We start from the raw sequence: 25,461 nt of genomic DNA on the forward strand, positions 1-25,461 counted from the left end.
GTTATTTTTGCGTAGAACGGTTTGACGGTTTGCGTTCTATCCTGACTTTGTCAACCAATTCTTTAATGGTATGGATTCCACCATCAAAGCCATTATTGAAGATTACGCGGTATTTTCCACCGACAATAACGGTTGGCGTGCTGTCAATACCATATTGTTCCGTCAGTTTCTGCATTTTTAATGCGGCGGCAGCGGCCTCGGGAGAATCATAGACGCGCATCAGTTTTTTACCGTCAAAGCCTTTTTGAGACAAAGCCCATTTTCCGGCGGCCGCCCTGTCTTCCAAATGAACCTTCTGTTCGTAAACTGCTTTAAACACAGCAGGGTTTGCCTGATATTTCAAACCTGACAAATTGACGGCTGCTGCCATTCTGGCCAATCCGAGCATTTCAGGTTGCCAAACTACATGCTCCGTCCGCAGATAAGTATCAGACGGCAATGCCTTGCCCAATTTCAATAACAAAGGATCGAAATGATGGCAATGTACGCAAAAATAGCCGAAAAATTCTAAAATTTCGATTTTGTCAGATTTTTCCTGAGGAATGGGCTTATTCAGAACAGTATAATCTTCCCCCTCCGTCAGGGCAGATGCCTGCGCAGACAAGACTACCGACAACAGCAACGGCAAAAGGTGTTTAATTCTCATGGTTATTTGCCCTCAATCGAACGGATTAGGCTGGCGACCCCATGTTTTTTCAACTCGGCCTGCATTTTTTTCACCGCATCGGCAGACATATTATTACTTTGTACCCGGTAGAGCATTTTACTTCCCGCCTGGTAACCGACCACTTTGGAAGAAATACCCAATATAGCTAACTTGGCACGCTGCTCTTCTGCGCCCTGACGATTAGCATACGCTCCCATTTGCAGGTAATTCGTTGCCTCCTCCTTAACGGAAGTTTTCAATTTTTGCACTTCTCTTGCAGCTTCGCTGCGTGCTTTCTCAATACTTCCGCTGTTAAGGATTTGCTCCGGTGTCGGCTTGGGTTCGGTTTTGCCTTTCCCTGCCTTTTTCTCTTCTTTTACCGCTTTTTTCTCTACTTTTTCAGAAGGTTTTACCGCTTGTTTTTTTGGCGTTCCCGCATCTTTCTTCGATACCTCTTCCCTAACCTCTCTCACATGCTCTTCCGACTGCCCTGCTTTCTTGCGTATATTCCGCTCTTTCGGCTCTTCCTGTTCCGGCTCGTCTGTTTGTTCAGCAACCTCAGTGACTTTATCGGCAACAGCCTGTTTATCGATGGTTTTTTCCCCATCTGTTGATTCCATTGTTTTAGCGCCATCCGGTTCGGTCAACACATTATGATCGGTCGGATCTGGCTGCAAGTCCTCTTCAGGCTGGTTTTTCGGCTTCAGGATTTCTGTTTCTGCCGGTTGTTTCGACAAAAACGGATTCTTAAACGCATTTTGACCCGTTTGATTTAAATAAAACAAAATACCGGCGATAATGACTGTTGCCAGTATCAGACCGAAGAAGAAACCGGACAGACCTTTTCCGGATTGAGAAAATTTGTTCATAAACATACCTTAATGTATTTCAGACGGCATTAACACCGTTTACGTACGGACAGATATTCTAACAATATTGCCATATTTGAGCAAAATCTGACCCGATACCCTTTCATAAAGCACGACGGAAGCCTACGGCTTTCATAACATGGCTTCTGCCGACTTCTTCGTCGCCTGCCAAATCCGCCAACGTACGCGCCACGCGCATGATGCGGTGGAAACTGCGGGCGGAGAGGGAGAGTTTTTCCAACAGACCGCCCAAGGCTTCCTGCGCTTCTTTTTGGATGCGTGCGGACGTGTCGAGTTCACTGACGCTCAAGGCGGCATTCACTTTGCCTTGTCGCACGTATTGTTTGTCGCGGGCAGCGATCACGCGCGCCAACACGACGGCGCTGCTTTCCCCTGCTTCCTGCTGCATCAATTCGGCGGCGGACAGGCTGGGGACTTCGATGGTCAAATCGATGCGGTCAAGCAGCGGACCGGAAATCTTGCTGCGGTAACGCGCGACACTTTCGGGCGTGCAGCGGCAGGGTTTGACGGGATGCCCGAGATAACCGCAAGGACAAGGGTTCATGGCGGCGACAAGCTGGAATTTGGCTGGATAGACGGCTTGACGCGCCGCGCGGGAAATGTGGATTTCACCGTTTTCCAAAGGTTCGCGCAAAACTTCCAAAACTTTGCGGTCAAACTCGGGCAGCTCGTCCAAAAACAAAACGCCGTGATGCGCCAATGAAATTTCGCCCGGACGCGGATCGGAACCGCCGCCGACCATGGCTGCCGAACTGGCACTGTGGTGCGGGCTGCGGAAAGGACGGTGGCTGTCAAGTTGTTGCTGGTAATTGGGCAGGAGCGAACGCAACGCCCATACTTCGACCAATTCGTCTTCGGTCAAAGGCGGCAGAATACCGGGCAGCCGTTGGGAAAGCATGGATTTGCCCGTTCCCGGCGGACCCATCATCAAAAGGCTGTGTCCTCCTGCGGCGGCGATTTCCAAAGCAAGGCGGGCAGTGTGTTGACCCTTGACATCGACAAGGTCGAGCAGTTTGGTGTTTTCAGACGGCATCTGAGGAACTTGGCATTCGGTTTGCGCCAAAGGTTCGATACCGTTCAAATGGGCGGCGACTTCGCCCAAAGAGCGCGCGCCGTAAACGGTAATGCCGCGCATCACGGCGGCTTGTTCTGCGTTTTCCTGCGGCAAGACAAAAGAACGTCCGGCCTGCATGCCCTGCCACGCCATCGCCAACGCGCCGCGCACGGGGCGCAACATACCGGAAAGCGCCAACTCGCCGGCAAACTCGTATTGCGCGAGCTTTTCAGGTGCGATTTGTCCGGATGCGGCGAGGATGCCCAGCGCAATCGGCAGGTCGAAACGTCCCGATTCTTTAGGCAGGTCGGCGGGAGCGAGGTTGACGGTGATTTTTTTGGCGGGAAAGTCGAAACCGCTTTGGATGATGGCGGCGCGCACGCGGTCGCGGCTTTCTTTGACTTCGGTATCGGGCAATCCGACGATATTGAAATGAGGCAGGCCGTTGGCAAGATGGGCTTCCACTTCGACCAACGGCGCATTCATGCCGCTCAAGGCGCGGCTGTAAACCAAGGCAAGCGACATGTTTCAGACGGCCTTATTCAACAGCTTCGGTTTGTTGTTTGATTTCTGCGACAGCTTCTTCCGCAGCAGCTTCGGCGGCTTTCAAAGCAGCTTCTTCAGGCTCTTGAGCGGCTTCGAGTTTCGCCAGTCGCTCTTCCAAAGCTGCCAGTTTGGTACGGGTTTTAATCAAAACCTGCTGCTGGATGTCGAATTCTTCGCGTGTGACCAAATCCATACGGTTGAACGCACTGCCCAACATAGCTTTAATATTTTTTTCCACATCTTTGGCAGGGCTGTTGGCGATGGTTTCGCTAATCTTCGAGCCGACTTCTTCAAAAAGCTGTTTGCCGAACATAATCTGTATCCTTCCTGAACATATTAAATTCAAACGGCTATTGTATAAGGAAAAATGCCGTCTGAAAACGGGCAGCAGGTTATCCGCGGTAAATCTGCCTCACTTCCTTCACGGTTACTAAATTACACTTCAAGACACCTGCCGGCAGAAAACGGATTTCATATTCAGCACCCTTTTGACTACAAGACACTACAAAATAACATACTGTTTTAAAAATATTTAATGTCGATAGATGGATTTTTCTCATCTTTTTTGAACCATAAATGCTTTGCAAACAAAAAAATTTGGGTTATGCTGAGTCAAATTATTTACAATTTCATATAGTTTCATTACATATCTTATTGTGATTGAAAATAATTTATCCGAATATCTTTACAGATTTCCCGGATTTTCCGTTGTACTTTTATTAGAAAAACATTTCAGGCATAAGTTGCTTGCAATTTCAAAGCCTGTAATTTTGAAGTTTTAGACGAGGAATAGCACATGAATCCCATGTACATTACTTTTGCAATCTATCTGATCGCAGTCCTTCTGATCGGACTTGCCGCCTATTTTTCTACGCGCAATTTCGACGATTACATTTTGGGGGGGCGCAGCTTGGGCCCGTTTGTTACCGCTATGTCCGCCGGTGCCTCCGACATGTCGGGCTGGCTTTTGATGGGTCTGCCCGGCGCGATTTATTTGAGCGGTTTAAATGAAGCTTGGATTGCCATCGGCTTGGTGATCGGCGCATATTTAAACTGGCTTTTGGTGGCAGGCCGTCTGCGCGTGCATACTGAATATGCCAACAATGCGCTGACTCTGCCGGATTATTTCTTCCACCGCTTCGGCGCAGGCGGACACTTGATGAAAGTGGTTTCCGCACTGATTATCTTGTTTTTCTTCACAATTTACTGTGCTTCCGGCATTGTGGCCGGCGCAACCCTGTTCCAAAGTCTGTTTGAAGGCATGACTTACACCCAAGCAATGTGGCTGGGTGCGGGTGCCACCATCGTCTATACCTTCTTGGGCGGTTTCTTGGCGGTAAGCTGGACGGATACATTGCAAGCATCTTTGATGATTTTCGCGTTGATTCTGACCCCCGTCATGGTCTATTTGGGGTTGGGTGGCGCAGAGCAGATGTCTGCCGCCATCCAACACGTTGCTGCAGACACGGGTAAAGAATACGGCAGCCTGTTTGCAGGCACGACGGTTATCGGCATTATTTCCACTGCCGCATGGGGATTGGGCTACTTCGGCCAACCGCACATCCTGGCGCGCTTTATGGCGGCCGAAAGCGCAAAATCGCTGGTATCCGCACGCCGCATCGGTATGACTTGGATGGTATTGTGTTTGGCAGGCGCGGTAGCGGTCGGTTATTTCGGCATTGCGTATTTCGGTGCCAATCCCGACCAAGTCGCTTCAATGAAAGGCAACCACGAACGCATCTTCATCGCGCTTTCTACTTTGCTGTTCAACCCTTGGATTGCAGGCATCATCCTGAGCGCGATTCTTGCCGCCGTGATGTCTACACTATCCTGCCAGCTTCTGGTTTGTTCCAGCGCGATTACCGAAGACTTCTACAAAGGATTCCTGCGTAAAAACGCCCAACAAAGAGAACTGGTCTGGGTCGGCCGTCTGATGGTATTGGCCATTGCCGTCATTTCCATCCTGATTGCCGCCAACCCCGAAAGCAAAGTTTTAGGCTTGGTTTCCTACGCATGGGCGGGTTTCGGTGCGGCGTTCGGCCCGATTGTGATTCTGTCCGTATTATGGAAACGCATTACCGCTTACGGCGCATTGTCAGGTATGGTTGCCGGCGCGCTGACTGTGGTGGCATGGGCTGAATGGGTTAAAAAACCTGCTTTGGCAGCACATGAAACCGGCCTTCTGACCATGTATGAAATCGTTCCCGGCTTTATCGCCTGCTTGATTGTCGCCATTGTGGTTTCACTTGTCGGCAAAGAGCCTTCCCGAGAAATCCAAGAACGTTTTGAAAAAGCCGACGCAGACTACCGCGCCGCTCAATAAACCCCTTTCAGACGGCACGGCATCCTTCTTCGTGCCGTCTGAACCCGTTTCCGGGTCAAACACAAATAAATCGTGCCTGCATACAGGCTTTATTTATGTTTTATCCGTTTCATTTTCAAAGAAACGAAAACAATAAATCTACCGGCATTTGAGACCTTGTATTTCATCTGCGGATTTATTACGATATTACCGTATTTCAGACCATACTGATGCCGTCTGAATCCCCCGAGAAAAAACCTGGAGAATCCAAACAATGTTTAATTTTGCATTTCCGGCACAAACCGCCCTGCGCCAAGCCGTTACCGATGCCTACCGCCGCGATGAAATCGAAGCCGTACAAGATATGCTGCAGCGCGCCCAGATGAGCGACGAAGAACGTCAAGCCGCCTCCGAGCTTGCCCGCCGTCTGGTTACCCAAGTCCGTGCCAGCCGCACCAAAGCCAGCGGCGTCGATGCACTGATGCACGAATTTTCACTCTCCAGCGACGAAGGCATCGCACTCATGTGCCTGGCGGAAGCTCTTTTGCGTATTCCCGACAACGCCACCCGCGACCGTCTGATTGCCGATAAAATCTCCGAAGGCAACTGGAAGAGCCATCTGAACAACAGCCCTTCCCTCTTCGTCAACGCCGCCGCATGGGGTTTGCTGATTACCGGCAAACTGACCGCACCCAGCGACAAGCAGATGGGTTCCGCACTCAGCCGTCTGGTCAGCAAAGGCGGCGCCCCCCTCATCCGTCAAGGCGTGAATTACGCCATGCGCCTGTTGGGCAAACAGTTCGTCACCGGACAAACCATTGAAGAAGCCCTGCAAAACGGTAAAGAGCGCGAAAAAATGGGTTACCGTTTCTCCTTCGATATGTTGGGCGAAGCCGCCTATACCGAAGAAGACGCCAACCGCTACTATAACGACTACGTTCAAGCCATTCACGCCATCGGCAAAGATGCCGCAGGCCAAGGCGTTTACGAAGGCAACGGTATTTCCGTCAAACTCTCCGCCATCCACCCTCGCTACTCGCGCGCCCAACACGAACGCGTGATGAGCGAACTCTTACCTCGCCTGAAAGAATTGTTCCTTTTGGGTAAAAAATACGATATCGGTATCAACATCGACGCCGAAGAAGCCAACCGTCTCGAATTGTCTTTGGACTTGATGGAAGCTTTGGTTTCAGACCCTGACTTGGCTGGCTACAAAGGTATCGGTTTCGTTGTTCAAGCCTACCAAAAACGTTGTCCGTTCGTTATCGACTACCTGATCGACCTTGCCCGCCGCAACAACCAAAAACTGATGATCCGTTTGGTGAAAGGCGCATACTGGGACAGCGAAATCAAATGGGCGCAAGTGGACGGACTGGACGGCTATCCGACCTACACCCGCAAAGTCCACACCGACATCTCCTACCTCGCCTGCGCGCGCAAACTGCTTTCCGCGCAAGATGCCGTGTTCCCGCAATTCGCCACCCACAACGCCTACACCTTGGGCGCGATTTACCAAATGGGCAAAGGCAAAGACTTTGAACACCAATGTCTGCATGGCATGGGCGAAACCCTGTACGACCAAGTAGTCGGTCCGCAAAACTTAGGTCGCCGCGTGCGCGTGTACGCCCCGGTCGGTACGCACGAAACCCTGCTTGCCTACTTGGTGCGCCGCCTGTTGGAAAACGGTGCGAACTCTTCTTTCGTCAACCAAATCGTCGATGAAAACATCAGCATCGACCGCCTGATTAAGAGCCCGTTCGACACCATCGCCGAACAAGGCATCCACCTGCACAACGCCCTGCCGCTGCCGCGCGATTTGTACGGAAAAGGCCGTCTGAATTCCCAAGGTGTCGATTTCAGCAACGAAACCGTGTTGCAACAGCTTCAAGAAAAACTCAACCGCGCCGCCGCGCAAGACTTCCATGCCGCGTCCATTGTCAATGGCAAAGCCCGCGATGTCGGCGAAGCGCAACCGATTAAAAATCCTGCCGACCACGACGACATCGTCGGCACAGTCAGCTTTGCCGATGCCGCGCTTGCCCAAGAAGCGATTGGCGCAGCCGTTGCTGCATTCCCTGAATGGAGCGCAACGCCTGCCGCCGAGCGCGCCAACTGCCTGCGCCGTTTTGCCGACCTGTTGGAACAACACACACCTGCATTGATGATGTTGGCCGTCCGCGAAGCCGGTAAAACCTTGAACAACGCCGTTGCCGAAGTACGCGAAGCCGTCGATTTCTGCCGCTACTACGCAGGCGAAGCCGAAAACACCCTGCCTAAAGACGCCAAAGCTGTCGGCGCGATTGTCGCCATCAGCCCGTGGAACTTCCCGCTCGCCATCTTTACCGGCGAAGTCGTTTCCGCATTGGCAGCCGGCAACACCGTTATCGCCAAACCTGCCGAACAAACCAGCCTGATTGCCGGTTACGCCGTTTCCCTGATGCACGAAGCAGGTATCCCGACTTCCGCCTTGCAGCTTGTACTCGGCGCAGGCGATGTCGGCGCGGCACTGACAGGCGATCCACGCATCGGCGGCGTGATTTTCACCGGCTCGACCGAAGTGGCGCAACTGATTAACAAAGCCCTTGCCAAACGTGACGACAGCCCCGTATTGATTGCCGAAACCGGCGGTCAAAACGCCATGATTGTCGATTCCACCGCCCTGCCGGAACAAGTTTGCTTGGACGTGCTCAACTCCGCCTTCGACAGCGCAGGACAACGCTGTTCCGCCCTTCGCATCCTTTGCGTTCAAGAAGATGTTGCCGACAAGATGCTCGCCATCATCAAAGGCGCGATGGACGAATTGGTCGTCGGCAAACCCGTTCAGCTCACTACCGACGTAGGTCCCGTCATCGATGCCGAAGCGCAGCAAAACCTGCAATCGCACATCAACAAAATGAAAGGCATTGCCAAGTCTTACCACGAAGTCAAAGCCGCTTCCGACGTTGACCCTGCGAAATCCACCTTCGTACTGCCGATTTTGTTCGAGCTCAACAACTTGAACGAACTCACCCGCGAAGTCTTCGGCCCGGTGTTGCACGTTGTCCGCTACCGAGCCGACGAGCTTGACCAAATCATCGACCAAATCAACAGCAAAGGCTACGCGCTCACCAGCGGTGTACACAGCCGCATCGAAGGCACGGTCAAACGCATCCGCGAACGCATCGAAGCGGGTAACGTTTACGTCAACCGCAACATCGTCGGCGCCGTCGTCGGCGTACAACCGTTCGGCGGACACGGCATGTCGGGTACCGGTCCGAAAGCGGGCGGCTCTTTCTACCTGCAAAAACTGACCCGCATCCCCGAATGGGTCGCCCCGCCGCTGAGCCGCATCGGACAAGCGGACGAAGCCGCACTCAAACGCCTCGAAGCCCTGATTCACAAGTTGCCGTTTAATGCGGAAGAGAAAAAATCAGCGGCATCGGCATTGGGACATGCCCGCATCCGCACCCTGCGCCAAGCAGAGTCCGTCTTGGTCGGCCCGACCGGCGAACGCAACGCCCTGAGCTGGCGCGCGCCAAAACGCGTCTGGGTACACGGCGGCAGCCTCCTGCAAGCCTTCTGCGCCCTGACCGAACTTGCCGCCGCAGGCATCCAAACCGTCGTCGGAACCGACAGCCCGCTTGCCGCCTACACCGCCGACCTCGAAGGCCTGCTGCAAGTCAGCAGCAAGCCTGAAAATACGGGTGTTAACCACGTTGCCGCCCTAAGCCCGCTGAACAGCAGCCGCAAGCAAGAGCTGGCAAACCGCGACGGCGCACTCATCCGCATCCTTCCTTCCGAACAAGGCTTGGACATCCTGCAAGTGTTTGAAGAAATCTCTTGCAGCGTCAACACCACAGCCGCCGGCGGCAACGCCAGCCTGATGGCTGTTGCCGACTGATTTTTCCAATCGGAAATGCCGTCTGAAAACCTTTCAGACGGCATTTTTATTTCATCATTCACACAACTTGACGTTTATCACCTGCACAAGCCCAAATCGCAGCACCATCACGCTTTTGCTTCATTATTTCAACTTCTTTTATTCCATCATTCCCACGAAAACAGAAAACCAAAATAGAAACCCAAAATCCCGTCATTCCCACGCAGACGAGAATCCAGTACGTTCCGTTGCGTAGGATGTGCTTCAGCCCACCAATCCACCCACTCCCACCATCTTCATCAACTCAAAAAATACAAATAAGAAGAGCGCGTTCCTATTTACCGATTACAAGCATCCAGCTGTTCACTCCCTCCGACCTGATGAATTTTCCAAGGACACGGCAGGATGGGTGGGAACGCAAGAGGTTATAAAAACGGTGGGCTGAAGCCCACCCTACGGTGCTGGATTTTTGCCTTCGCGGGCATGACGGCGGAGAAGTTTCTGTTTTCTCGATGAATACTCACTCTCGTGGGAATGAAGGCTGCCGCATTAAATAGCAAACAAATCATTTAAAATAAAAAAAGCCTGTCTTTCGACAGGCTCTTTTTTACACCAATCTTTGCAGATTAGAATTTGTGACGTAAGCCAACCATGCTAGCAGTTTTTTCAGTTTTGTTTACGCCTTTGCCTTCTCTCAACCAACCGGCAGAAACCAGAGCAGAAGTGCGTTTGGAGAAGTCGTAATCGGCACCAACGATAACTTGGTCGTATTGAGAACCTTCTTGTTTAACGTCATTCACTTTAGCTTTGAAGCCGTGAGCATAAGAAACACGAGGAGTTACGTTACCCAGACGGTAAGCGGCAGTAGCGGCAACTTCAGTTTGTTTGTTTTTCGCACCGGTAGTAGGATTTTTAGATGCTTCAATCTGACCAGCAACGGAAACATACAGGTTGTTTGCATCGTAACCGGCAACCAGGCGGTGTACTTGGCGGTCTTTCAGCTCAACATCTTTTTTATCTGCTTTCAAAGTATTTTTAGCAAAAGAACCAGCATATTGACCGAAGAAACCGGCGTTTTCGTAGTTCAGACCGGCGTGGTAAGACTCACCGCTCTTAACTGCATGCTTATGTTTGTCTCCAGGATTCACATTGTCGCGGGGAACGTATTGCACGCTGCCACTGAAGCCTGCAAATACAGGAGTATCGTAACGTACAGAGATTTCACGGCTTTCAACACGACCGATTTTGCTTACTTGCAGTACATCGGCATTTGCATCGCTGGATTCCCATACATTGACGTTGTCGCCGCTGTCTTTCAGGGCAGTGTTCAGTTTACCGGCGCGGATTTTACCGAAGCCGCCTTCCAAACCGATGAAGGATTCGCGAGTACCAAAACCAGAGTCAGTACCGGCGATAGAAGCTTTTTGCTCAACCTGCCAAATGGCGTTCAGGTTGTTGCCCAGATGCTCGTGACCTTTGAAACCGATTTTAGAACCGAAGTCTGCAATTTCAGTAGCAGTTCTATCTTTAGTGGAAACATTTCCCTCGGTAGTTTTAGTACGGGAAACTTCTACACCCGCTTTAATTGTACCGTACAGGGTAACATCAGCCATTGCTGCAACAGGCAGGGCAGCCAGTGTCAGGGCAATCAGGGATTTTTTCATTGCTGTATTCCTTTTCATAGTTAAGAAATTTAAGCAGACCAAACTTTCCAATCCGCTTAGGCTTTACGTCTACCGCCGATGTCGGCGATTCCATGTCTGAAACTATAAATGCTCTCGTCCGAAAAAACAAACTTATGCTTGCTTTTATGTGAAATCTTATATGCAAACGAAAGAAAATAATAGGTTATTAAAGTTTTTTTCTTTTAAAAACATATTATTAAAATTAATTTTTTATATTTGCATTTTTACAACACTTATCTGAAAAGAACCTCGCGCAGCATATACAAATCAAATGCCGCCCGACAGGGACACATCCCCTGCACCTTTCTTTATAGCCATTGCGGCAATTCGGGACGGATAATATTGAAACTTTCCGGATAATCGATGCCGGTCAAGTAAAGTCCGTCCGGCATAAAGGTCGGCGGTGCCTTGAGTCGGCTGCGCTCCCGTATGAGTGCGGCAAAACCATCTACACTGAGCCTGCCGCTGCCGACATAGACGAGCGCGCCCATGATGTTGCGTACCATGTGATGCAAAAATGCATTGCCGTGCAAATCCAAACGGATAAGCCCCCGGCCGTAGGCAATTTCTGCGCTGTAAATGGTTTTGACAGGAGATTTTGCCTGACACTCGGCAGCACGGAAACTAGAAAAATCCTGCTCGCCGACCAATAAGGCGGCAGCCCGACGCATCGGTTCGATATCAAGTTTGAGATGCGTCCAACCTACCCTGTGCTTCAACAGTGGCGAACGGACGGGGGAAGATTCAAGCAGATAGCGGTAATGCCGTCCGTATGCGTCAAATCGTGCATGAAATTCGGGGGCGGCCTGTTGGGCGTGCAAAACAGCAATGCCTTCCGGCAGGTTGGCGTTCACGCCGCGTATCCATGCCTGAGCCGGACGGACGGCGACAGTATCAAAATGAACGACTTGGGCAGTCGCATGAACGCCGGTATCGGTTCTGCCGGCAACAATGGTGGAAACCGCTTCCCCTGCTATTTGGGCAAGTGCGTTTTCCAATGCCGTCTGAACGGTCGGTACGCCGCCTGCCTGCTTCTGCCAACCGTAAAAGCGGCTGCCGTCATAGGATAGGGTCAGTGCCCAGCGTTGTGTGTCGGGGATACTCATAAATATCGGGATTCTTGTGATTTTTTCAGACGGCATTGTATAGCAGAATCAACCTGAAATAACCTACCTCCGCTTCCGCATATAAAAAAGAGCCTGTCATCAGACAGGCTCCCGGGTTCAAACCAATCTTTTCAGATTAGAATTTGTGGCGCAGACCGAACATACCGGCAGTGGTAACGGCTTTGCTTTCTCCTTTACCGGTTTGCAGCCAACCTGCAGAAACCAGAGCGGAAGTGCGTTTGGAGAAGTCGTAATCCGCACCGACGATCACTTGATCGTATCCGCTGTAGTTTTGTTTCTCACCTTCCACTTTGCCTTTGAAGCCGTGCGCATAAGAAACACGCGGTGTTACGTTACCCAAACGGTATGCGGCAGTAGCGGCAACCTCGGTTTGTGAAGCTTTTCCGCCATCGTAAGCGAAGCTAGTTTCGCTAGCAGCATCATATGCTTCATGAATTCTATAGCTTTGATGCTGACCGGTAACGGCAACATACAGGTTGTTGGCATTGTAACCTGCAGTCAGGCGGTGTACCTGATAATCTTTACCTGTTACATAATCGTCATCATTCATGTCGATCAGATTTTGAATATCGTTGGTAACGATTTTATTTTTGGCATATACGCCCGCATATTGGCCGAAGAAGCCTGCGTTTTCATAGTTTACACCGAAGTGGTAAGAATCAAGGCTGGGCTGTTCATGTTTGCCTTTATCTTGAGGATCAGCATTGTCGCGGGGAACGTATTGCACGCTGCCGCTGAAACCGGCAAATACGGGAGAATCGTAGCGTACGGAAACTTTGCGCTCTTCCATCTGACCGATCGTACCCAGTTGCAGAACGTCGGCATTTTCGCTGCCGGATTCCCATACATTGACGTTATCGCCGCTGTCTTTCAGGACGGTATTCAATTTACCGGCGCGGATTTTACCGAAGCCGCCTTCCAAACCGATGAAGGATTCGCGCGTACCCCAACCTTTGTCAGTACCGGCAACAGAGGCATTTTGCTCAACCTGCCAAATGGCGTTCAGGTTGTTGCCCAGATGCTCGTGACCTTTGAAACCGATACGGGAACCGAAATCGGTAATCTCGGTAGCTACGCGGTCTTTGGTAGTAACGATGGGCTGATTTTCGCCGTCGGCATAGGTGTGTTTAGTACGGGAAACTTCTACACCCGCTTTAACTGTACCGTACAGGGTAACGTCAGCCATTGCTGCAACAGGCAGGGCTGCCAGTGTCAGTGCAATCAGTGATTTTTTCATTTGTGTGTCCTTCCGTTATGCGGCAAATTCTTCAGATTTGCCTGGTTATCGTTTTATCGGCAAAACAAATGCCGAAAACTTCACTTAAACTATACCTTCATTCCATCCCGTCAAACAAATTTGACATTACTTTTTCTGCCGATTGAACTAAAATTTGTTGCTTTTTAGAGACACAACAACAAACATCCGACACCCGCAAGCATGGTTAGACAATAAAAATGCCGCCTGACCATTCAGACGGCATTCTTCGGCATACTTCTTATTTCCAAACCAAAAGCGCGTGGTTGCGTTTGCCACGTCTTACAATGGTGTATTTACCGAAACGTTTGTGGTCGTCGGTCAGCAGGCAGGCGTCGTCGGGGCGTTCAGCGGCATGGTTCGGATTGTTAGTTTCGGCAGGTTTGCCGTTGAGCAATACCGCTTTGCTGTTCACAAAACCGCGCGCTTCTTTATTGGAGGATGCCAAACCGGTTTTTACCAAGGCTTCGACGACATTGATGCCGTCTGAAACTTCAAATGCAGGCAGGCCGTCGAGGGCGAGCTGTTCGAAGTCGCTTTCGGTCAGGCTGCTTTGGTCTTCGGCAAACAGGCTTTCGGAAATGCGCTGTGCGGCTTGCAGGGCGGCTTCGCCGTGAATCAGACAGGTCATTTCTTCGGCGAGGATGCGTTGCGCTTCAGGCTTGGTGCCACTGGCTTTATCTTTCGCTTCGATGGCGTCGATTTCTTCGATGGACAGGAAAGTAAAGTATTTCAGGAATTTATGCACATCGGCATCGGCGACTTTCAGCCAGAATTGATAGAACTGATACGGCGAGGTTTTCTTCGCGTTCAGCCATACTGCGCCGCCTTCGGTTTTGCCGAATTTAGTGCCGTCTGATTTGGTGACCAAAGGCAGGGTCAGGCCGAATACTTGTTTTTGGTGCAGACGGCGGGTCAAGTCGATACCGGCAGTGATGTTACCCCATTGGTCGGAGCCGCCGATTTCCAAAACTGCGCCATGACGTTTGTTCAATTCGGCAAAGTCGTAGCCTTGCAGCAGGGAATAGGCGAACTCGGTAAAGGAAATGCCCACATCGTCGCGCTCGATACGCTGTTTGACGGATTCCTTGTTCAGCATGGCGTTGACGGAGAAATGCTTGCCGATGTCGCGCAGGAAGTCGAGGCAGTTCATGCTGCCGAACCAGTCGGCGTTGTTCGCCATAATGGCGGCGTTTTCGCCTTCAAAGCTTAAGAAAGGGGTCAGTTGGTTGCGGATGCTTTCTACCCAGCCGGCAACGGTTTCGGCGGAATTCAAGCTGCGCTCCACCGCTTTGAAGCTGGGATCGCCGATCATACCGGTCGCGCCGCCCACCAAAGCAATCGGCGTATGTCCCGCCTGTTGGAAACGGCGCAATGCCAATACAGGCAGCAAGTGGCCGATATGCAGGCTGTCGGCGGTCGGGTCGAAGCCGCAATAGAGGGAAATTTTTTGTTCGTTTAGCAAAGCGTCTAAGGCTTCGATGTCGGTCGTTTGCGCGATAAGGCCGCGCGATTTCAAATCTTGAATAATGGAAGTCATGCTGTTTCCTAAAATATTTCAAACGGCATCCGCCGTGCAATTAAAACTCTTTATCTTTCAACGGGTAACCTTTAGGCATGGAATAACGGCCCGAGGCGGCATTGTAGCTTGAGACAAACGCGTCACCATTGTAGGTTTTAAAACCGTCAAAACCGGATACGGTCAGCCGAATGGGATAAAAACCTGCATTCGGTTTGCCGCTTTCCAATACCTTAATCGTAGAAGACAAGCTGTACCGCGCCTTTTGGCACTCCCTACGCTCTTCAGCAGTATTTTCCCTGTCTTCATACCGGTTTTCGGAACAATCGCCCAAAGCGCCTTCGTTATCTGCTTCGGCAAACAGGGTGCTGTCTGTAATTTTTCCTGCACCGTTATGGACAAACAGCCGATATGCCGCCCCCGAATAGCCATGATGCACATCGCTGTATTTGGTCATAAAACCCCAACGATCTTTACCGAACTCGTGAAACGACCAGTCTTTTGCCTCCGGCGCAATGCCGAACGAACCTGCCCAAGAATGCGGCTGCGAAGCAAGGAGTTTCCAACCTCCGTCCGCCTCTTTCAATACAAAAATGCCGGCCATGCCGTTTTGGACGTGTGCGCCGCTTTCGTTACCGTTTTTAAAATCGAACACATTGCCGGCAAACAGTAAATACATCAACCTGCCCTGCGCAGTTTGCCGCGTTTCGCTTTTGATTTGGCGAACGCAGTATTCGCCACTGTCTTTTATGTTTACCCGGTAACATTGGTATTTTTGCGAATACTTGGGATAAGACTCCTGCACAATCTGCTGCGGTGTCTTCGCCTGCACGGCGGCTGCGGCAAAACCCAGTGCGAGAAATAAGACGGTTGTTTTCATGGATATTCCCGTAAGATAAACAAGGATGGTTCAGACGGCTCATCTTACGAGGCCGCCTGAAATACAGGGTCAGACGTTAAACAGGAAGTGCATCACATCGCCGTCTTGTACGACGTATTCTTTGCCTTCTACACGCATTTTGCCGGCTTCTTTGGCTTTTGCTTCGCCGCCTAAAGCGATGAAATCTTCGTAGGAGATAACTTGGGCACGGATGAAGCCACGTTCAAAGTCGGTGTGAATCACGCCGGCGGCTTGTGGCGCAGTGTCGCCTTTGTGGATGGTCCAAGCGCGGACCTCTTTGACGCCGGCGGTGAAGTAGGTTTGCAGGCCCAAGAGGTCGTAGCCGGCACGAATGAGGCGGTTCAGGCCCGGTTCTTCCAAGCCCATTTCAGCGAGGAATTCGGCTTTTTCGTCGTCTTCCAATTCGGCGATTTCGCTTTCCATCGCGGCGCAAACGGCCACAACCGGGGCGTTTTCTTTTGCAGCCAATTCTTTCAGGCGGTCGAGGTGCGGATTGTTTTCAAAACCGTCTTCGGCAACGTTGCCCACATACATGGCAGGTTTGGCGGTGAGCAGGAACAGCGGTTTAAGCATGGCGAGTTCTTCCGCGTCCAAACCGAAGGAGCGGACGGGTTTGCCTTCGTCCAGATGCGGCAGCAGTTTTTTGCACAGATCGACCAGTTTTTGCGCGTCTTTGTCGCCTGAGCGTGCGCGTTTTTCTTCACGGACGATGGCTTTTTCGACGCTGGCCAAGTCAGCCAGTGCCAACTCGGTGCCGATGGTTTCGATGTCGGCAATCGGATCGACTTTGCCTGCAACGTGAACGATGTTGTCGTCGTCAAAGCAACGTACAACGTTAACAATCGCGTCAGTCTCGCGGATGTTGGCGAGGAACTGGTTGCCCAGGCCTTCGCCTTTGCTCGCGCCTGCAACCAAACCGGCAATATCGACGAATTCGACGATGGCGGGCTGCATTTTTTGCGGATTGACGATTTTTGCCAATTCGGCCATACGCGGATCGGGGACTTCAACAATGCCGACGTTGGGTTCGATGGTACAGAAAGGATAGTTTGCCGCTTCGATACCCGATTGGGTCAGCGCGTTAAAGAGGGTGGATTTGCCGACGTTGGGCAAACCGACGATGCCGCATTTCAAGCTCATGGTTTTTCCTGAAAATAGAGAAATTTAACGGAGAATTATAACATATTGCCTCCAGCATCCTGCAAAAATGCCGTATGAAACAGCGTTCAGACGGCATTTCGGGTTTGGACTCAAATCATATAATCGTCTTTAATCAGATGCTTGAAGGCGTAAAGATAAGATGCTGCCACAAATGACGAACCGCCGACGACATTACCCAAAAATACCGGAACCATATTGCTGAAAAACTGCCCCCAGGTAATATCGGCCCCTGCAAAAATACCGGCCGGAATGATAAACATATTGGCGACAAAATGCTGTACACCAATTAAGACAAAAATCATTACGGGAAACCACATCGCCAAAATCCTGCCGGAAGTGTGTTTCGCGCCAAAATAAAACCAGATGCCCATGCAAACCATCCAGTTGCAGGCAATCGCCGATACAAAGGCGCGTCCGAAATCCATATTGACTTTAGATTCGGCAATCGCCATTGTTTTGGCTGCCGCCGCGCCCTCAGCCAAACCGACATAATGTCCCAAGAAATACGCCATAAACAGCGCGCCGGCCAGATTGCCGATACTGACCAAAACCCAATTGCGTGCTAATTTTTTCATGCTGACCAATTTGGTCATGCGTCCGACCGTCATCAGCATCATATTGCCCGTTGCCAATTCGCCGCCGCCTATCAAGATACAAATCAAACAAATGGGGAAAACGCAGGCACCCAAAAGCGACGCCAGCCCGCCCCACTCCGCAGGGATGCCGCTGACGACTTTTAAAAACGCCAGATAACCGAAACCGACATAACCGCCGCCGAGGAAGCTCAAAATCAACAGCATCTTAACGCTGAAATTAGATTTGGCCCGGCTTTTATTGATGGCATCTTGCAAAATTTCGTGGGGATATAAATCGCGCGTATCCATTTAAACTCCTGACTGTTTGGTTACCTATAAATTTACCCACTCTAACAAAGTGTCGTCAGGGCAGAAAATAATACTTTCTTGTATCTAAAGCTGTTTTGGTTATATAAATAAAAATGCCGTCTGAAAAGTCGGTCGGGCTGACACTCCCTCCGACCACTTTCAGACGGCATCCGGTTTCAGAAAACCGTTCAGAACAAGCCGTGAATCACACCTTCTGCGTCCACATCAATTTTCTCGGCAGCCGGAACTTTCGGCAGACCCGGCATTTTCATCATATTGCCGCACAACGCAACGATGAAGCCTGCGCCTGCGGAAACAGTGATACCGCGCACGGTAATGCGGAAGCCTTCGGGGCAGCCCAACAGTTTGGCGTTGTCGCTCAAAGAGTATTGGGTTTTCGCCATGCAGATCGGCATTTTGTCCAAGCCCAGTTTTTCCAGTGAAGCGATTTCAGCAGAAGCCTCTGCGCTGAAATCAACATCTTCCGCGCCGTACACTTTTTGGGCAATCGCACGGATTTTGTCTTTGATGCTCAATTCGACATTGTAGGCGAAGCCGAAGTTATTCGGTTGGTTTTCGATGGCGTTGACGACTTTGTGCGCCAAGTCCGCACCACCCGCGCCGCCTTTGCCCCATACTTCGGTCAGGGAAACTTCAACGCCGTGTTCCGCGCAGGCTTTTTCAATCATGGCCAACTCGGCATCGGAGTCGGACACAAAGCGGTTGATGGCAACCACCACTGGCAGGCCGAATACGTTTTTCAGGTTGGAAATGTGTTTCAGCAGATTAGGCAGGCCTTTTGCCAAGGCTTCGAGGTTTTCTTCGCCGAGGTTGGCACGCTCCACGCCGCCGTTGTATTTCAAAGCGCGGACAGTGGTCACGACAACAGCCGCATCAGGTTTCAAATCAGCAAGGCGGCATTTGATGTCGCAGAATTTTTCCGCGCCCAAATCCGCACCGAAGCCTGCTTCGGTTACGGCATAATCGGCAAGGTGTTTCGCCAAACGGGTGGCAGTTACAGAGTTACAGCCGTGGGCGATGTTGGCGAACGGGCCGCCGTGTACAAAGGCCGGAGTGCCTTCGATGGTTTGTACCAAGTTAGGCTTAATCGCATCTTTGAGCAATGCCGCCATCGCGCCATTCGCTTTCAAATCCTTGGCATAAACAGGGCTGCCGTCTTTGGCATAGGCGACAAGGATGTTGCCCAAACGCTCTTTCAAATCGCTGATGTCTTTGGCAAGGCAGAATACCGCCATCACTTCGGAAGCGACGGTGATGTCGAAGCCGTCAGGACGCATCACGCCGTCAACAGGCTTGCCCATGCCGTCGATGATGTTGCGTAACTGGCGGTCGTTCATATCGACCACGCGACGCCACAGCACACGTTTCGGATCGATGTTCAACTCGTTGCCTTGGTAGATATGGTTGTCGAGCATGGCGGCGAGCAGGTTATTCGCCGCACCGATGGCGTGAAAGTCGCCGGTAAAGTGCAGGTTGATGTCTTCCATCGGCAAAACTTGGGCATAGCCGCCGCCTGCCGCACCACCTTTAACACCAAACACCGGACCCAAAGAAGGCTCGCGTAAAGCAATCACAGAGTCTTTGCCGATATGGCGCAATGCGTCCGCCAAACCGATGGTTACGGTGGTTTTGCCTTCGCCCGCCGGAGTCGGATTAATGGCGGTAACCAAAATCAGACGGCCTTGTTTTTGTGGCAACTTGAATGCCTCAGCAGGATTGATTTTGGCTTTGTAATGACCATAGGGCTCGATGTTGTCAACGTTCAAACCCAGCTTGGCGGCAATTTCGCCAATCGGGCGCATGGTGGAGGATTGGGCGATTTCAGCATCGGTTTTGAAGCTCATGATTTTCCTTTATTGAGAGAGGGAAAGGCCGTCTGAAACAATACACTAAAGACGGCTGGAAGAAAAAGAATATTCGTTCTATTATAACGTTTTCCAAAGACAAACCGCAGTGAAAATTTTGATATTTCATCAACAAGCGGATTCATATTGTCAACAATTTGAAACAAAGGAAAAAACATGGGTAGCAACGCATGGCTGTTTTGGGCATTGGCATCGGCAGGCTTCGCCTCATTGACCGCCATCTTCGCCAAAATGGGTTTACAGGGTATAGATTCAGATTTCGCCACCTTCATCCGCACCTTAGTCATCCTCGCCGCTTTGTTATTGTTTTTAACCTACACCGGCAAATGGCAGGGCGTAAGCGGCTTCACGGGGCGCAACTGGACATTTCTGATTTTATCCGGACTCGCCACCGGCGCATCCTGGCTCGCCTACTTTAAAGCCCTGCAACTGGGCAACGCCTCGCAAGTCGCACCCGTCGACAAATTCAGCCTGGTTCTGGTCGCCCTGATGGCAGTAGTCTTCCTCGACGAACGCCCCAGTACGCAGGAATGGGTAGGCTTGGGACTGGTAACGGCAGGTGTATTGACGCTGGCGTTGAAGCGGTAAACCCACAAGAAATAAATGAAATGCCGTCTGAAAAACTGTTTTCAGACGGCATTTCCGTTTCTGTCCATCCTCAGCACTCAACCACGCGCACGGATACGGGGATGGCTTTTTTCTGGAGTGTGGCGGCGAGTCCGGCGAGCGAGGTTTCTTTGTAGGTCGCCTTCATATCCCGACCGGTCTGCAACATGGTTTGGATGACTTCGTCGAGCGAGACTTTCTTGTCCGTGCCGTCTTCCAATAATGCTAGGGTGGCAAGCTTAAGAGCTTTTTCGGCGGCTATGCCGTTGCGTTCGATGCAGGGGATTTGCACCAGTCCGCCGACGGGGTCGCAAGTCAGACCCAGATGGTGTTCCATCGCCATTTCGGCTGCGTTTTCCACTTGTTTGGGCGTACCGCCGATAACTTCGGCGTATGCGCCCGCCGCCATCGAACACGCTACGCCGACTTCTCCCTGACAACCGACATCCGCACCGGAAATAGAGGCGTTGGTTTTATACAGGATGCCGATTGCGCCTGCGGTGAGCAGGAAGTTTTCGACACGCTCCTGAGTGGCGTGTGGATTGAACTTGCGGAAATAGTGCAATACTGCGGGAATAATGCCTGCCGCGCCGTTGGTCGGGGCGGTAACGACGCGTCCACCGGCGGCGTTTTCTTCGTTGACCGCCATGGCGTACACCATCGGCCAAAGCTGGGTGTTGACGATTTCGGTTTCGCGCAGGACTTTAAGCTTGGCGGCAAGCTGCGGGGCGCGGCGGCGGACGTTCAATCCGCCGGGCAGTTCGCCGTCTGCCGCCAAACCGCGCTTGATGCAGCCTTCCATAACCTCGGCAACACCGGCAACACGGCGGCGTATTTCGGCTTCGCTGCATCCGGCAAGCGCAGCCTCGTTTGCCAACACGGCTTCGGAAATATCCAGCTGGTTCAGACGGCATTGGGCAAGCAGCTCGGCACAACTGTTGTAAGGATAAGGAACGGTTTTTTCCGTTTCCGCCTGCCGGTCAAAATCTTCTTCGGTAACGACAAACCCGCCGCCGACCGAATAATAAACCTGCTCCTTCAAGACTGCCCTGTCTGAAGCATAGGCGGTGAAACGCAGGCCGTTCGGATGTTTGGGCAGCACTTGGTCGCCGAGTATATGCAAATCGTGCCGGGGGTCGAACACAATTTCATTTCCGTTAAGCAGCAGGATATGCCGGGAGCGGATACGCTCGAGGCGGTCGGGAATGTCGGCAAGCGGAATATCGTGCGGCAGGCTGCCTTCCAAACCGAGCATCAGCGCGTCAAACGTACCGTGCCCTCGCCCTGTCAGTGCAAGCGAGCCGTAAATGCCGATGGCAATGCGGGCGGTTTGCACACTCAAACCTGCGGCGAAGGCGGCGGCAGCCTTCATCGGGCCGACGGTATGCGAGCTGGAAGGCCCGATACCGATTTTAAAAATATCAAAAATACTGATCATATTTTACTCCGACGGTTTTTTCAGACGGTATGGGTTCCGTTTGACAAACCAAAAAGGAGACGCGGCACGATGCCCGTCTCCTTTTGTAATTTTTACTTATGCGTCGATATTTTGGGCAATCAGCGCATTGTTCTCGATAAAGGCACGGCGCGGCTCGACCTCGTCACCCATCAGGGTAACGAACACTTCGTCGGCGGCAATGGCGTCCTCAATGCGTACCTTCAGAAGGCGGCGCACGGACGGATCCATCGTCGTTTCCCACAGCTGTTCGGGATTCATCTCGCCTAAACCTTTATACCGCTGGATGCTCATACCCTTTTGCACGTTTTGCAACAGGATGTCCAACGCTTCTTCAAAGCTGCCGACAGGATATTCGGTTTCGCCCTTAAACAAGGTCGAACCGGCTGTAACCAAACCTTTCAGCACGGCGGCAGTCTGAACAATGGTCTGATAGGCTTTGCTGTTAAGGAATTTGGATTCGAGATAGCTGGTCATCACATTACCGTGCAGCTTGCGCGTGATTTTGATGAAGCGGTTGCCTTCGTGTCCTTCCACACGTTCCAACACCACTTCTTTTTCGTCCAACAAGGCGGAAAGATTGGTAATGGCGCGGTCTGTGCTATCTGCCGAAGACAAATCGACGGGTTCGGCATACAGCATCGCCTTGAGCACCAAATCATCGATGATGCGGCTTTCCTGTCCGATAACTGTTTTTGCCAGCAGGAACTGCTTGGCGGCGCTTTCCAAATCTTTCCCCTCCAGCACTTTGCCGTCTGAAACGATTTTGGCTTTCTCCAAGGCGAGTCCGAGCAGCCATTGGTCTTTCTCCAACTCGTCCTTGAGGTAACGTTCCTGTTTGCCGTATTTCGCTTTATACAAAGGCGGCTGGGCGATATAGATGTAGCCGCGCTCGACCAGTTCGGGCATTTGGCGGTAGAAGAAGGTCAGGAGCAGGGTACGGATGTGCGCGCCGTCCACGTCGGCATCGGTCATGATAATGATGCGGTGGTAACGCAGCTTCTCGGCATTGAATTCTTCCTTGCCGATACCTGCGCCCAACGCAGTAATCAAAGCGGCTACTTCCTGACTGGCGAGCATTTTTTCAAAGCGCGCCTTTTCAACGTTCAAAATCTTGCCCTTAAGCGGCAAAATTGCTTGGAATTTGCGGTCGCGGCCTTGCATGGCGGAACCGCCTGCAGAATCGCCCTCGACCAGATAAAGTTCTGACAAGGCAGGATCTTTTTCTTGGCAGTCGGCGAGTTTGCCGGGCAGCCCCAAGCCGTCCATCACGCCTTTGCGGCGGGTGATTTCACGGGCTTTGCGGGCGGCTTCGCGCGCGCGGGCGGCATCGACGATTTTGCTGGTGATGATTTTGGCTTCGGTCGGGTTTTCTTCGAGGAAGTCGGTTAAGGCTTGGTTGATGACTTCGTTGACGACGGGGCCGATTTCGCTGGAAACCAGTTTGTCTTTGGTTTGGGATGAGAATTTGGGGTCGGGCAGTTTGACGGACAACACGCAGGTCAAACCTTCGCGCATATCGTCGCCTGCGGTTTCCACTTTGGCTTTTTTGGCGACTTCGTTGGCTTCGATGTAGCTATTGATGGTGCGCGTCATCACTTGGCGCAACGCGGTCAGGTGCGTACCGCCGTCGCGCTGCGGGATGTTGTTGGTGAAGCACTGCACGCTTTCCTGATAGCTGTCGTTCCACTGCATTGCGCATTCGACGCTCATGCCGTCTTTCTCGCCGAACGCGTAGAAGATTTTTTCGTGCAACGGCGTTTTTTTTCGGTTCATGTATTGCACGAAACCTGCCACGCCGCCGGAAAGGGCGAAGCTTTCGTGTTTGCCGTCGCGTTCGTCGGTCAATTCGATGTCCACGCCGTTGTTCAGGAAGGAAAGTTCGCGGATGCGTTTGGCAAGGATGTCGAAGCTGTATTCGACGTTGCCGAAGGTTTCCGTACTGGCGAGGAAGCGCACGGTCGTGCCTTTTTTATCGGAATCACCGACAACTTTCAACGGCTCTTCGGTTTCGCCGCGCACGAAGCGGACGAAGTGTTCTTTGCCGTCGCGGTAGATGGTCAGCGTGACCCAGTCGGACAGCGCGTTGACGACGGACACGCCCACGCCGTGCAGGCCGCCGGAGATTTTGTAGCTGTTGTTGTCGAATTTACCGCCAGCGTGCAAGACGGTCATGATGACTTCGGCGGCGGAGCGTCCTTCTTTCGGGTGGATTCCGGTGGGCATGCCGCGCCCGTTGTCTGCCACGCTGACGGAATTGTCGGCATGGATGGTTACGGTGATTTTGTCGCAATGTCCCGCCAGTGCTTCGTCGATGGCGTTGTCCAATACTTCGAACACCATGTGGTGCAGGCCGCTGCCGTCCTGCGTGTCGCCAATGTACATGCCGGGGCGTTTGCGTACTGCTTCCAAGCCTTCGAGCACCTGAATGCTGTCGGCACCGTATTCTTCGTGTTTTTGTTCAGTCATGGTTTTTCTTGCCGGATTTTGAAAAGATTGCCAAATGCCGCCGTAAAAATCCGCGCCCTGAAAAAAGGCGGATTGTTACGGCATATATTGTTGTGCATTATAGCTGATTTTACCGCCCTATTCAGCGTTATTCGTATTAGTGTGCCGCCGGGAAAAGATGAAACGGTACATTTGCCTCCGGCATCAGGTCGGGGATTTTCCCGTAAAGTGGCAAAAGCGTTTTTTTGCCACTAAAATCTACGTCCTATACTTTTCAGACAGGAACAGGGACATGGAAATATGGAATATGCTGGACAACTGGCTCGACGCCGTCCCGATACGCGGAGAGGCGGTCGAATCCGTGGCGATGGTCACGGCTTTGCTGCTGGCGCGCGCCCTCCTGCTGAACGTCCACTTCAAACGGCATCCGGATTTCAGCATAGAGAGCAAACGGCGGTTTTTGGTGGTCAGCCGTAATGTAACGCTGTTGCTGGTACTGTTCGGACTTGCCGCAATCTGGGCCGCGCAGATTCAGACGCTTGCTTTGTCGATGTTTGCGGTGGCTGCGGCCGTTGTCGTAGCGACAAAAGAACTGATTATGTGTCTGTCGGGCAGTATTTTGCGGTCGGCGACAAAGCAGTACTCGGTCGGAGACTATATCGAAGTCAACGGTTTGCGCGGACGCGTCGTCGACATCAATCTCCTCAATACCCTGATGATGCAGGTCGGCCCGAATCCCCTGGTAGGGCAGCTTTCGGGCAAGACGCTGTCGTTCCCCAACAGCCTCCTGCTGAACCATTCTGTCCGGCGCGACAATATTTTGGGCGACTATGTTATCCATACGGCAGAAATTCCCGTACCCATCCATTTGGATTCGGATGAAATCGTATGCCGTCTGAAAGCCGTACTCGAACCGATGTGTACGCCCTACGTACCCGCCATCCAGCGGCATTTGGAAAACGTGCAGGCAGAAAAACTGTTTATTACGCCCGCCGCCAGACCGCGCGTTACCCGCGTGCCGCACGATGATAAGGTGTACCACATCATTGTCCGTTTCGCCTCCCCCGTTTCAAAGCGGCTAGAAATCCAACAGGCCGTCATGGATGAGTTTTTGCGCGTACAATACCGCCTGTTGAATCCCCGGCCGCAACAGGCCGCCCATAAAGAACTTTAACTTTTCCCATCCGGCACCATTTCCGGCTTCAGACGGCATATTGCCGATATGCCGTCTGAAGC

19 protein-coding genes are annotated in these 25,461 nt (G+C 51.9%); 5 read left to right on the plus strand and 14 right to left on the minus strand.

From position 1 onward, the window contains the following. Window position 1: 1 nt before the first annotated feature. The 4 genes from DQM57_RS06720 to DQM57_RS06735 all read right to left on the minus strand — a co-directional run bounded on the left by DQM57_RS06720 (window position 2) and on the right by DQM57_RS06735 (window position 3,449). On the minus strand, window positions 2-646 hold the full coding sequence (locus DQM57_RS06720; RefSeq protein ID WP_107860173.1) for a thiol:disulfide interchange protein DsbA/DsbL: 645 nt from the start codon (window positions 644-646) through the stop codon (window positions 2-4). A 2-nt stretch (window positions 647-648) separates the two neighbouring features. After that, window positions 649-1,515: a cell division protein FtsN gene (gene ftsN / locus DQM57_RS06725; protein WP_188210523.1), complete on the minus strand. Its 867-nt coding sequence runs from the start codon at window positions 1,513-1,515 to the stop codon at window positions 649-651. Window positions 1,516-1,618: 103 nt separating this feature from the next. After that, on the minus strand, window positions 1,619-3,115 hold the full coding sequence (locus tag DQM57_RS06730; protein WP_111727335.1) for a YifB family Mg chelatase-like AAA ATPase: 1,497 nt from the start codon (window positions 3,113-3,115) through the stop codon (window positions 1,619-1,621). 13 nt (window positions 3,116-3,128) lie between these two features. Further along, complete coding sequence (locus DQM57_RS06735; protein ID WP_002249992.1) at window positions 3,129-3,449, minus strand: accessory factor UbiK family protein; 321 nt, start codon at window positions 3,447-3,449, stop codon at window positions 3,129-3,131. A 54-nt stretch (window positions 3,450-3,503) separates the two neighbouring features. On the opposite strand from DQM57_RS06735, the gene DQM57_RS09670 reads away from it, so the two are divergent. From DQM57_RS09670 to putA, 3 genes are all read left to right on the plus strand, one after another. Further along, the gene (locus tag DQM57_RS09670; protein ID WP_159069843.1) at window positions 3,504-3,662 is read left to right on the plus strand and encodes a hypothetical protein; all 159 of its coding nucleotides are present in this window, start codon (window positions 3,504-3,506) and stop codon (window positions 3,660-3,662) included. A gap of 270 nt (window positions 3,663-3,932) precedes the next feature. Continuing rightward, window positions 3,933-5,459 carry a sodium/proline symporter PutP gene (gene putP, locus DQM57_RS06740; protein WP_107997089.1) on the plus strand — a complete coding sequence of 509 codons (1,527 nt, stop codon included), beginning with the start codon at window positions 3,933-3,935 and terminating at the stop codon, window positions 5,457-5,459. Window positions 5,460-5,712: 253 nt separating this feature from the next. Further along, complete coding sequence (gene putA / locus DQM57_RS06750; protein WP_111727336.1) at window positions 5,713-9,318, plus strand: bifunctional proline dehydrogenase/L-glutamate gamma-semialdehyde dehydrogenase PutA; 3,606 nt, start codon at window positions 5,713-5,715, stop codon at window positions 9,316-9,318. A 605-nt stretch (window positions 9,319-9,923) separates the two neighbouring features. Here putA and porB (DQM57_RS06755) read toward each other — a convergent pair. The 8 genes from porB (DQM57_RS06755) to DQM57_RS06795 all read right to left on the minus strand — a co-directional run bounded on the left by porB (DQM57_RS06755) (window position 9,924) and on the right by DQM57_RS06795 (window position 19,694). Continuing rightward, window positions 9,924-10,961, minus strand: a complete 1,038-nt coding sequence (porB, locus tag DQM57_RS06755; protein WP_111727337.1) for a trimeric porin PorB — start codon at window positions 10,959-10,961, stop codon at window positions 9,924-9,926. A gap of 329 nt (window positions 10,962-11,290) precedes the next feature. Further along, complete coding sequence (truA, locus tag DQM57_RS06765) at window positions 11,291-12,088, minus strand: tRNA pseudouridine(38-40) synthase TruA (protein ID WP_111727338.1); 798 nt, start codon at window positions 12,086-12,088, stop codon at window positions 11,291-11,293. 136 nt (window positions 12,089-12,224) lie between these two features. Beyond that, entirely contained in the window at window positions 12,225-13,346 is a 1,122-nt protein-coding gene (porB, locus tag DQM57_RS06770) for a trimeric porin PorB (RefSeq protein ID WP_107961159.1), read from the minus strand. 259 nt (window positions 13,347-13,605) lie between these two features. After that, complete coding sequence (tyrS, locus tag DQM57_RS06775; RefSeq protein WP_111727339.1) at window positions 13,606-14,904, minus strand: tyrosine--tRNA ligase; 1,299 nt, start codon at window positions 14,902-14,904, stop codon at window positions 13,606-13,608. Window positions 14,905-14,944: 40 nt separating this feature from the next. Next, the gene (locus DQM57_RS06780) at window positions 14,945-15,763 is read right to left on the minus strand and encodes a hypothetical protein (protein ID WP_111727340.1); all 819 of its coding nucleotides are present in this window, start codon (window positions 15,761-15,763) and stop codon (window positions 14,945-14,947) included. A gap of 69 nt (window positions 15,764-15,832) precedes the next feature. Continuing rightward, window positions 15,833-16,924 (minus strand): redox-regulated ATPase YchF, encoded by a 1,092-nt coding sequence (ychF, locus tag DQM57_RS06785; RefSeq protein WP_111727341.1) that lies wholly within the window; start codon window positions 16,922-16,924, stop codon window positions 15,833-15,835. A 110-nt stretch (window positions 16,925-17,034) separates the two neighbouring features. Continuing rightward, window positions 17,035-17,829 (minus strand): formate/nitrite transporter family protein, encoded by a 795-nt coding sequence (locus DQM57_RS06790; protein WP_107997083.1) that lies wholly within the window; start codon window positions 17,827-17,829, stop codon window positions 17,035-17,037. Between the two features lie 188 nt (window positions 17,830-18,017). Next, window positions 18,018-19,694 carry a formate--tetrahydrofolate ligase gene (locus tag DQM57_RS06795; protein WP_111727342.1) on the minus strand — a complete coding sequence of 559 codons (1,677 nt, stop codon included), beginning with the start codon at window positions 19,692-19,694 and terminating at the stop codon, window positions 18,018-18,020. A gap of 177 nt (window positions 19,695-19,871) precedes the next feature. On the opposite strand from DQM57_RS06795, the gene DQM57_RS06805 reads away from it, so the two are divergent. After that, window positions 19,872-20,303: an EamA family transporter gene (locus DQM57_RS06805; protein WP_111727343.1), complete on the plus strand. Its 432-nt coding sequence runs from the start codon at window positions 19,872-19,874 to the stop codon at window positions 20,301-20,303. 70 nt (window positions 20,304-20,373) lie between these two features. Here DQM57_RS06805 and DQM57_RS06815 read toward each other — a convergent pair whose 3' ends face one another. Continuing rightward, window positions 20,374-21,759 carry an L-serine ammonia-lyase gene (locus DQM57_RS06815; protein ID WP_111727344.1) on the minus strand — a complete coding sequence of 462 codons (1,386 nt, stop codon included), beginning with the start codon at window positions 21,757-21,759 and terminating at the stop codon, window positions 20,374-20,376. Between the two features lie 96 nt (window positions 21,760-21,855). Further along, window positions 21,856-24,246, minus strand: coding sequence for a DNA topoisomerase (ATP-hydrolyzing) subunit B (gyrB, locus tag DQM57_RS06820; protein ID WP_111727345.1), 2,391 nt, complete (start codon window positions 24,244-24,246; stop codon window positions 21,856-21,858). 271 nt (window positions 24,247-24,517) lie between these two features. On the opposite strand from gyrB, the gene DQM57_RS06825 reads away from it, so the two are divergent. After that, entirely contained in the window at window positions 24,518-25,399 is an 882-nt protein-coding gene (locus DQM57_RS06825) for a mechanosensitive ion channel family protein (protein WP_167395558.1), read from the plus strand. The last annotated feature ends 62 nt before the right edge of the window (window positions 25,400-25,461 follow it).

Source organism: Neisseria cinerea (assembly GCF_900475315.1).
Taxonomy (GTDB): domain Bacteria; phylum Pseudomonadota; class Gammaproteobacteria; order Burkholderiales; family Neisseriaceae; genus Neisseria; species Neisseria cinerea.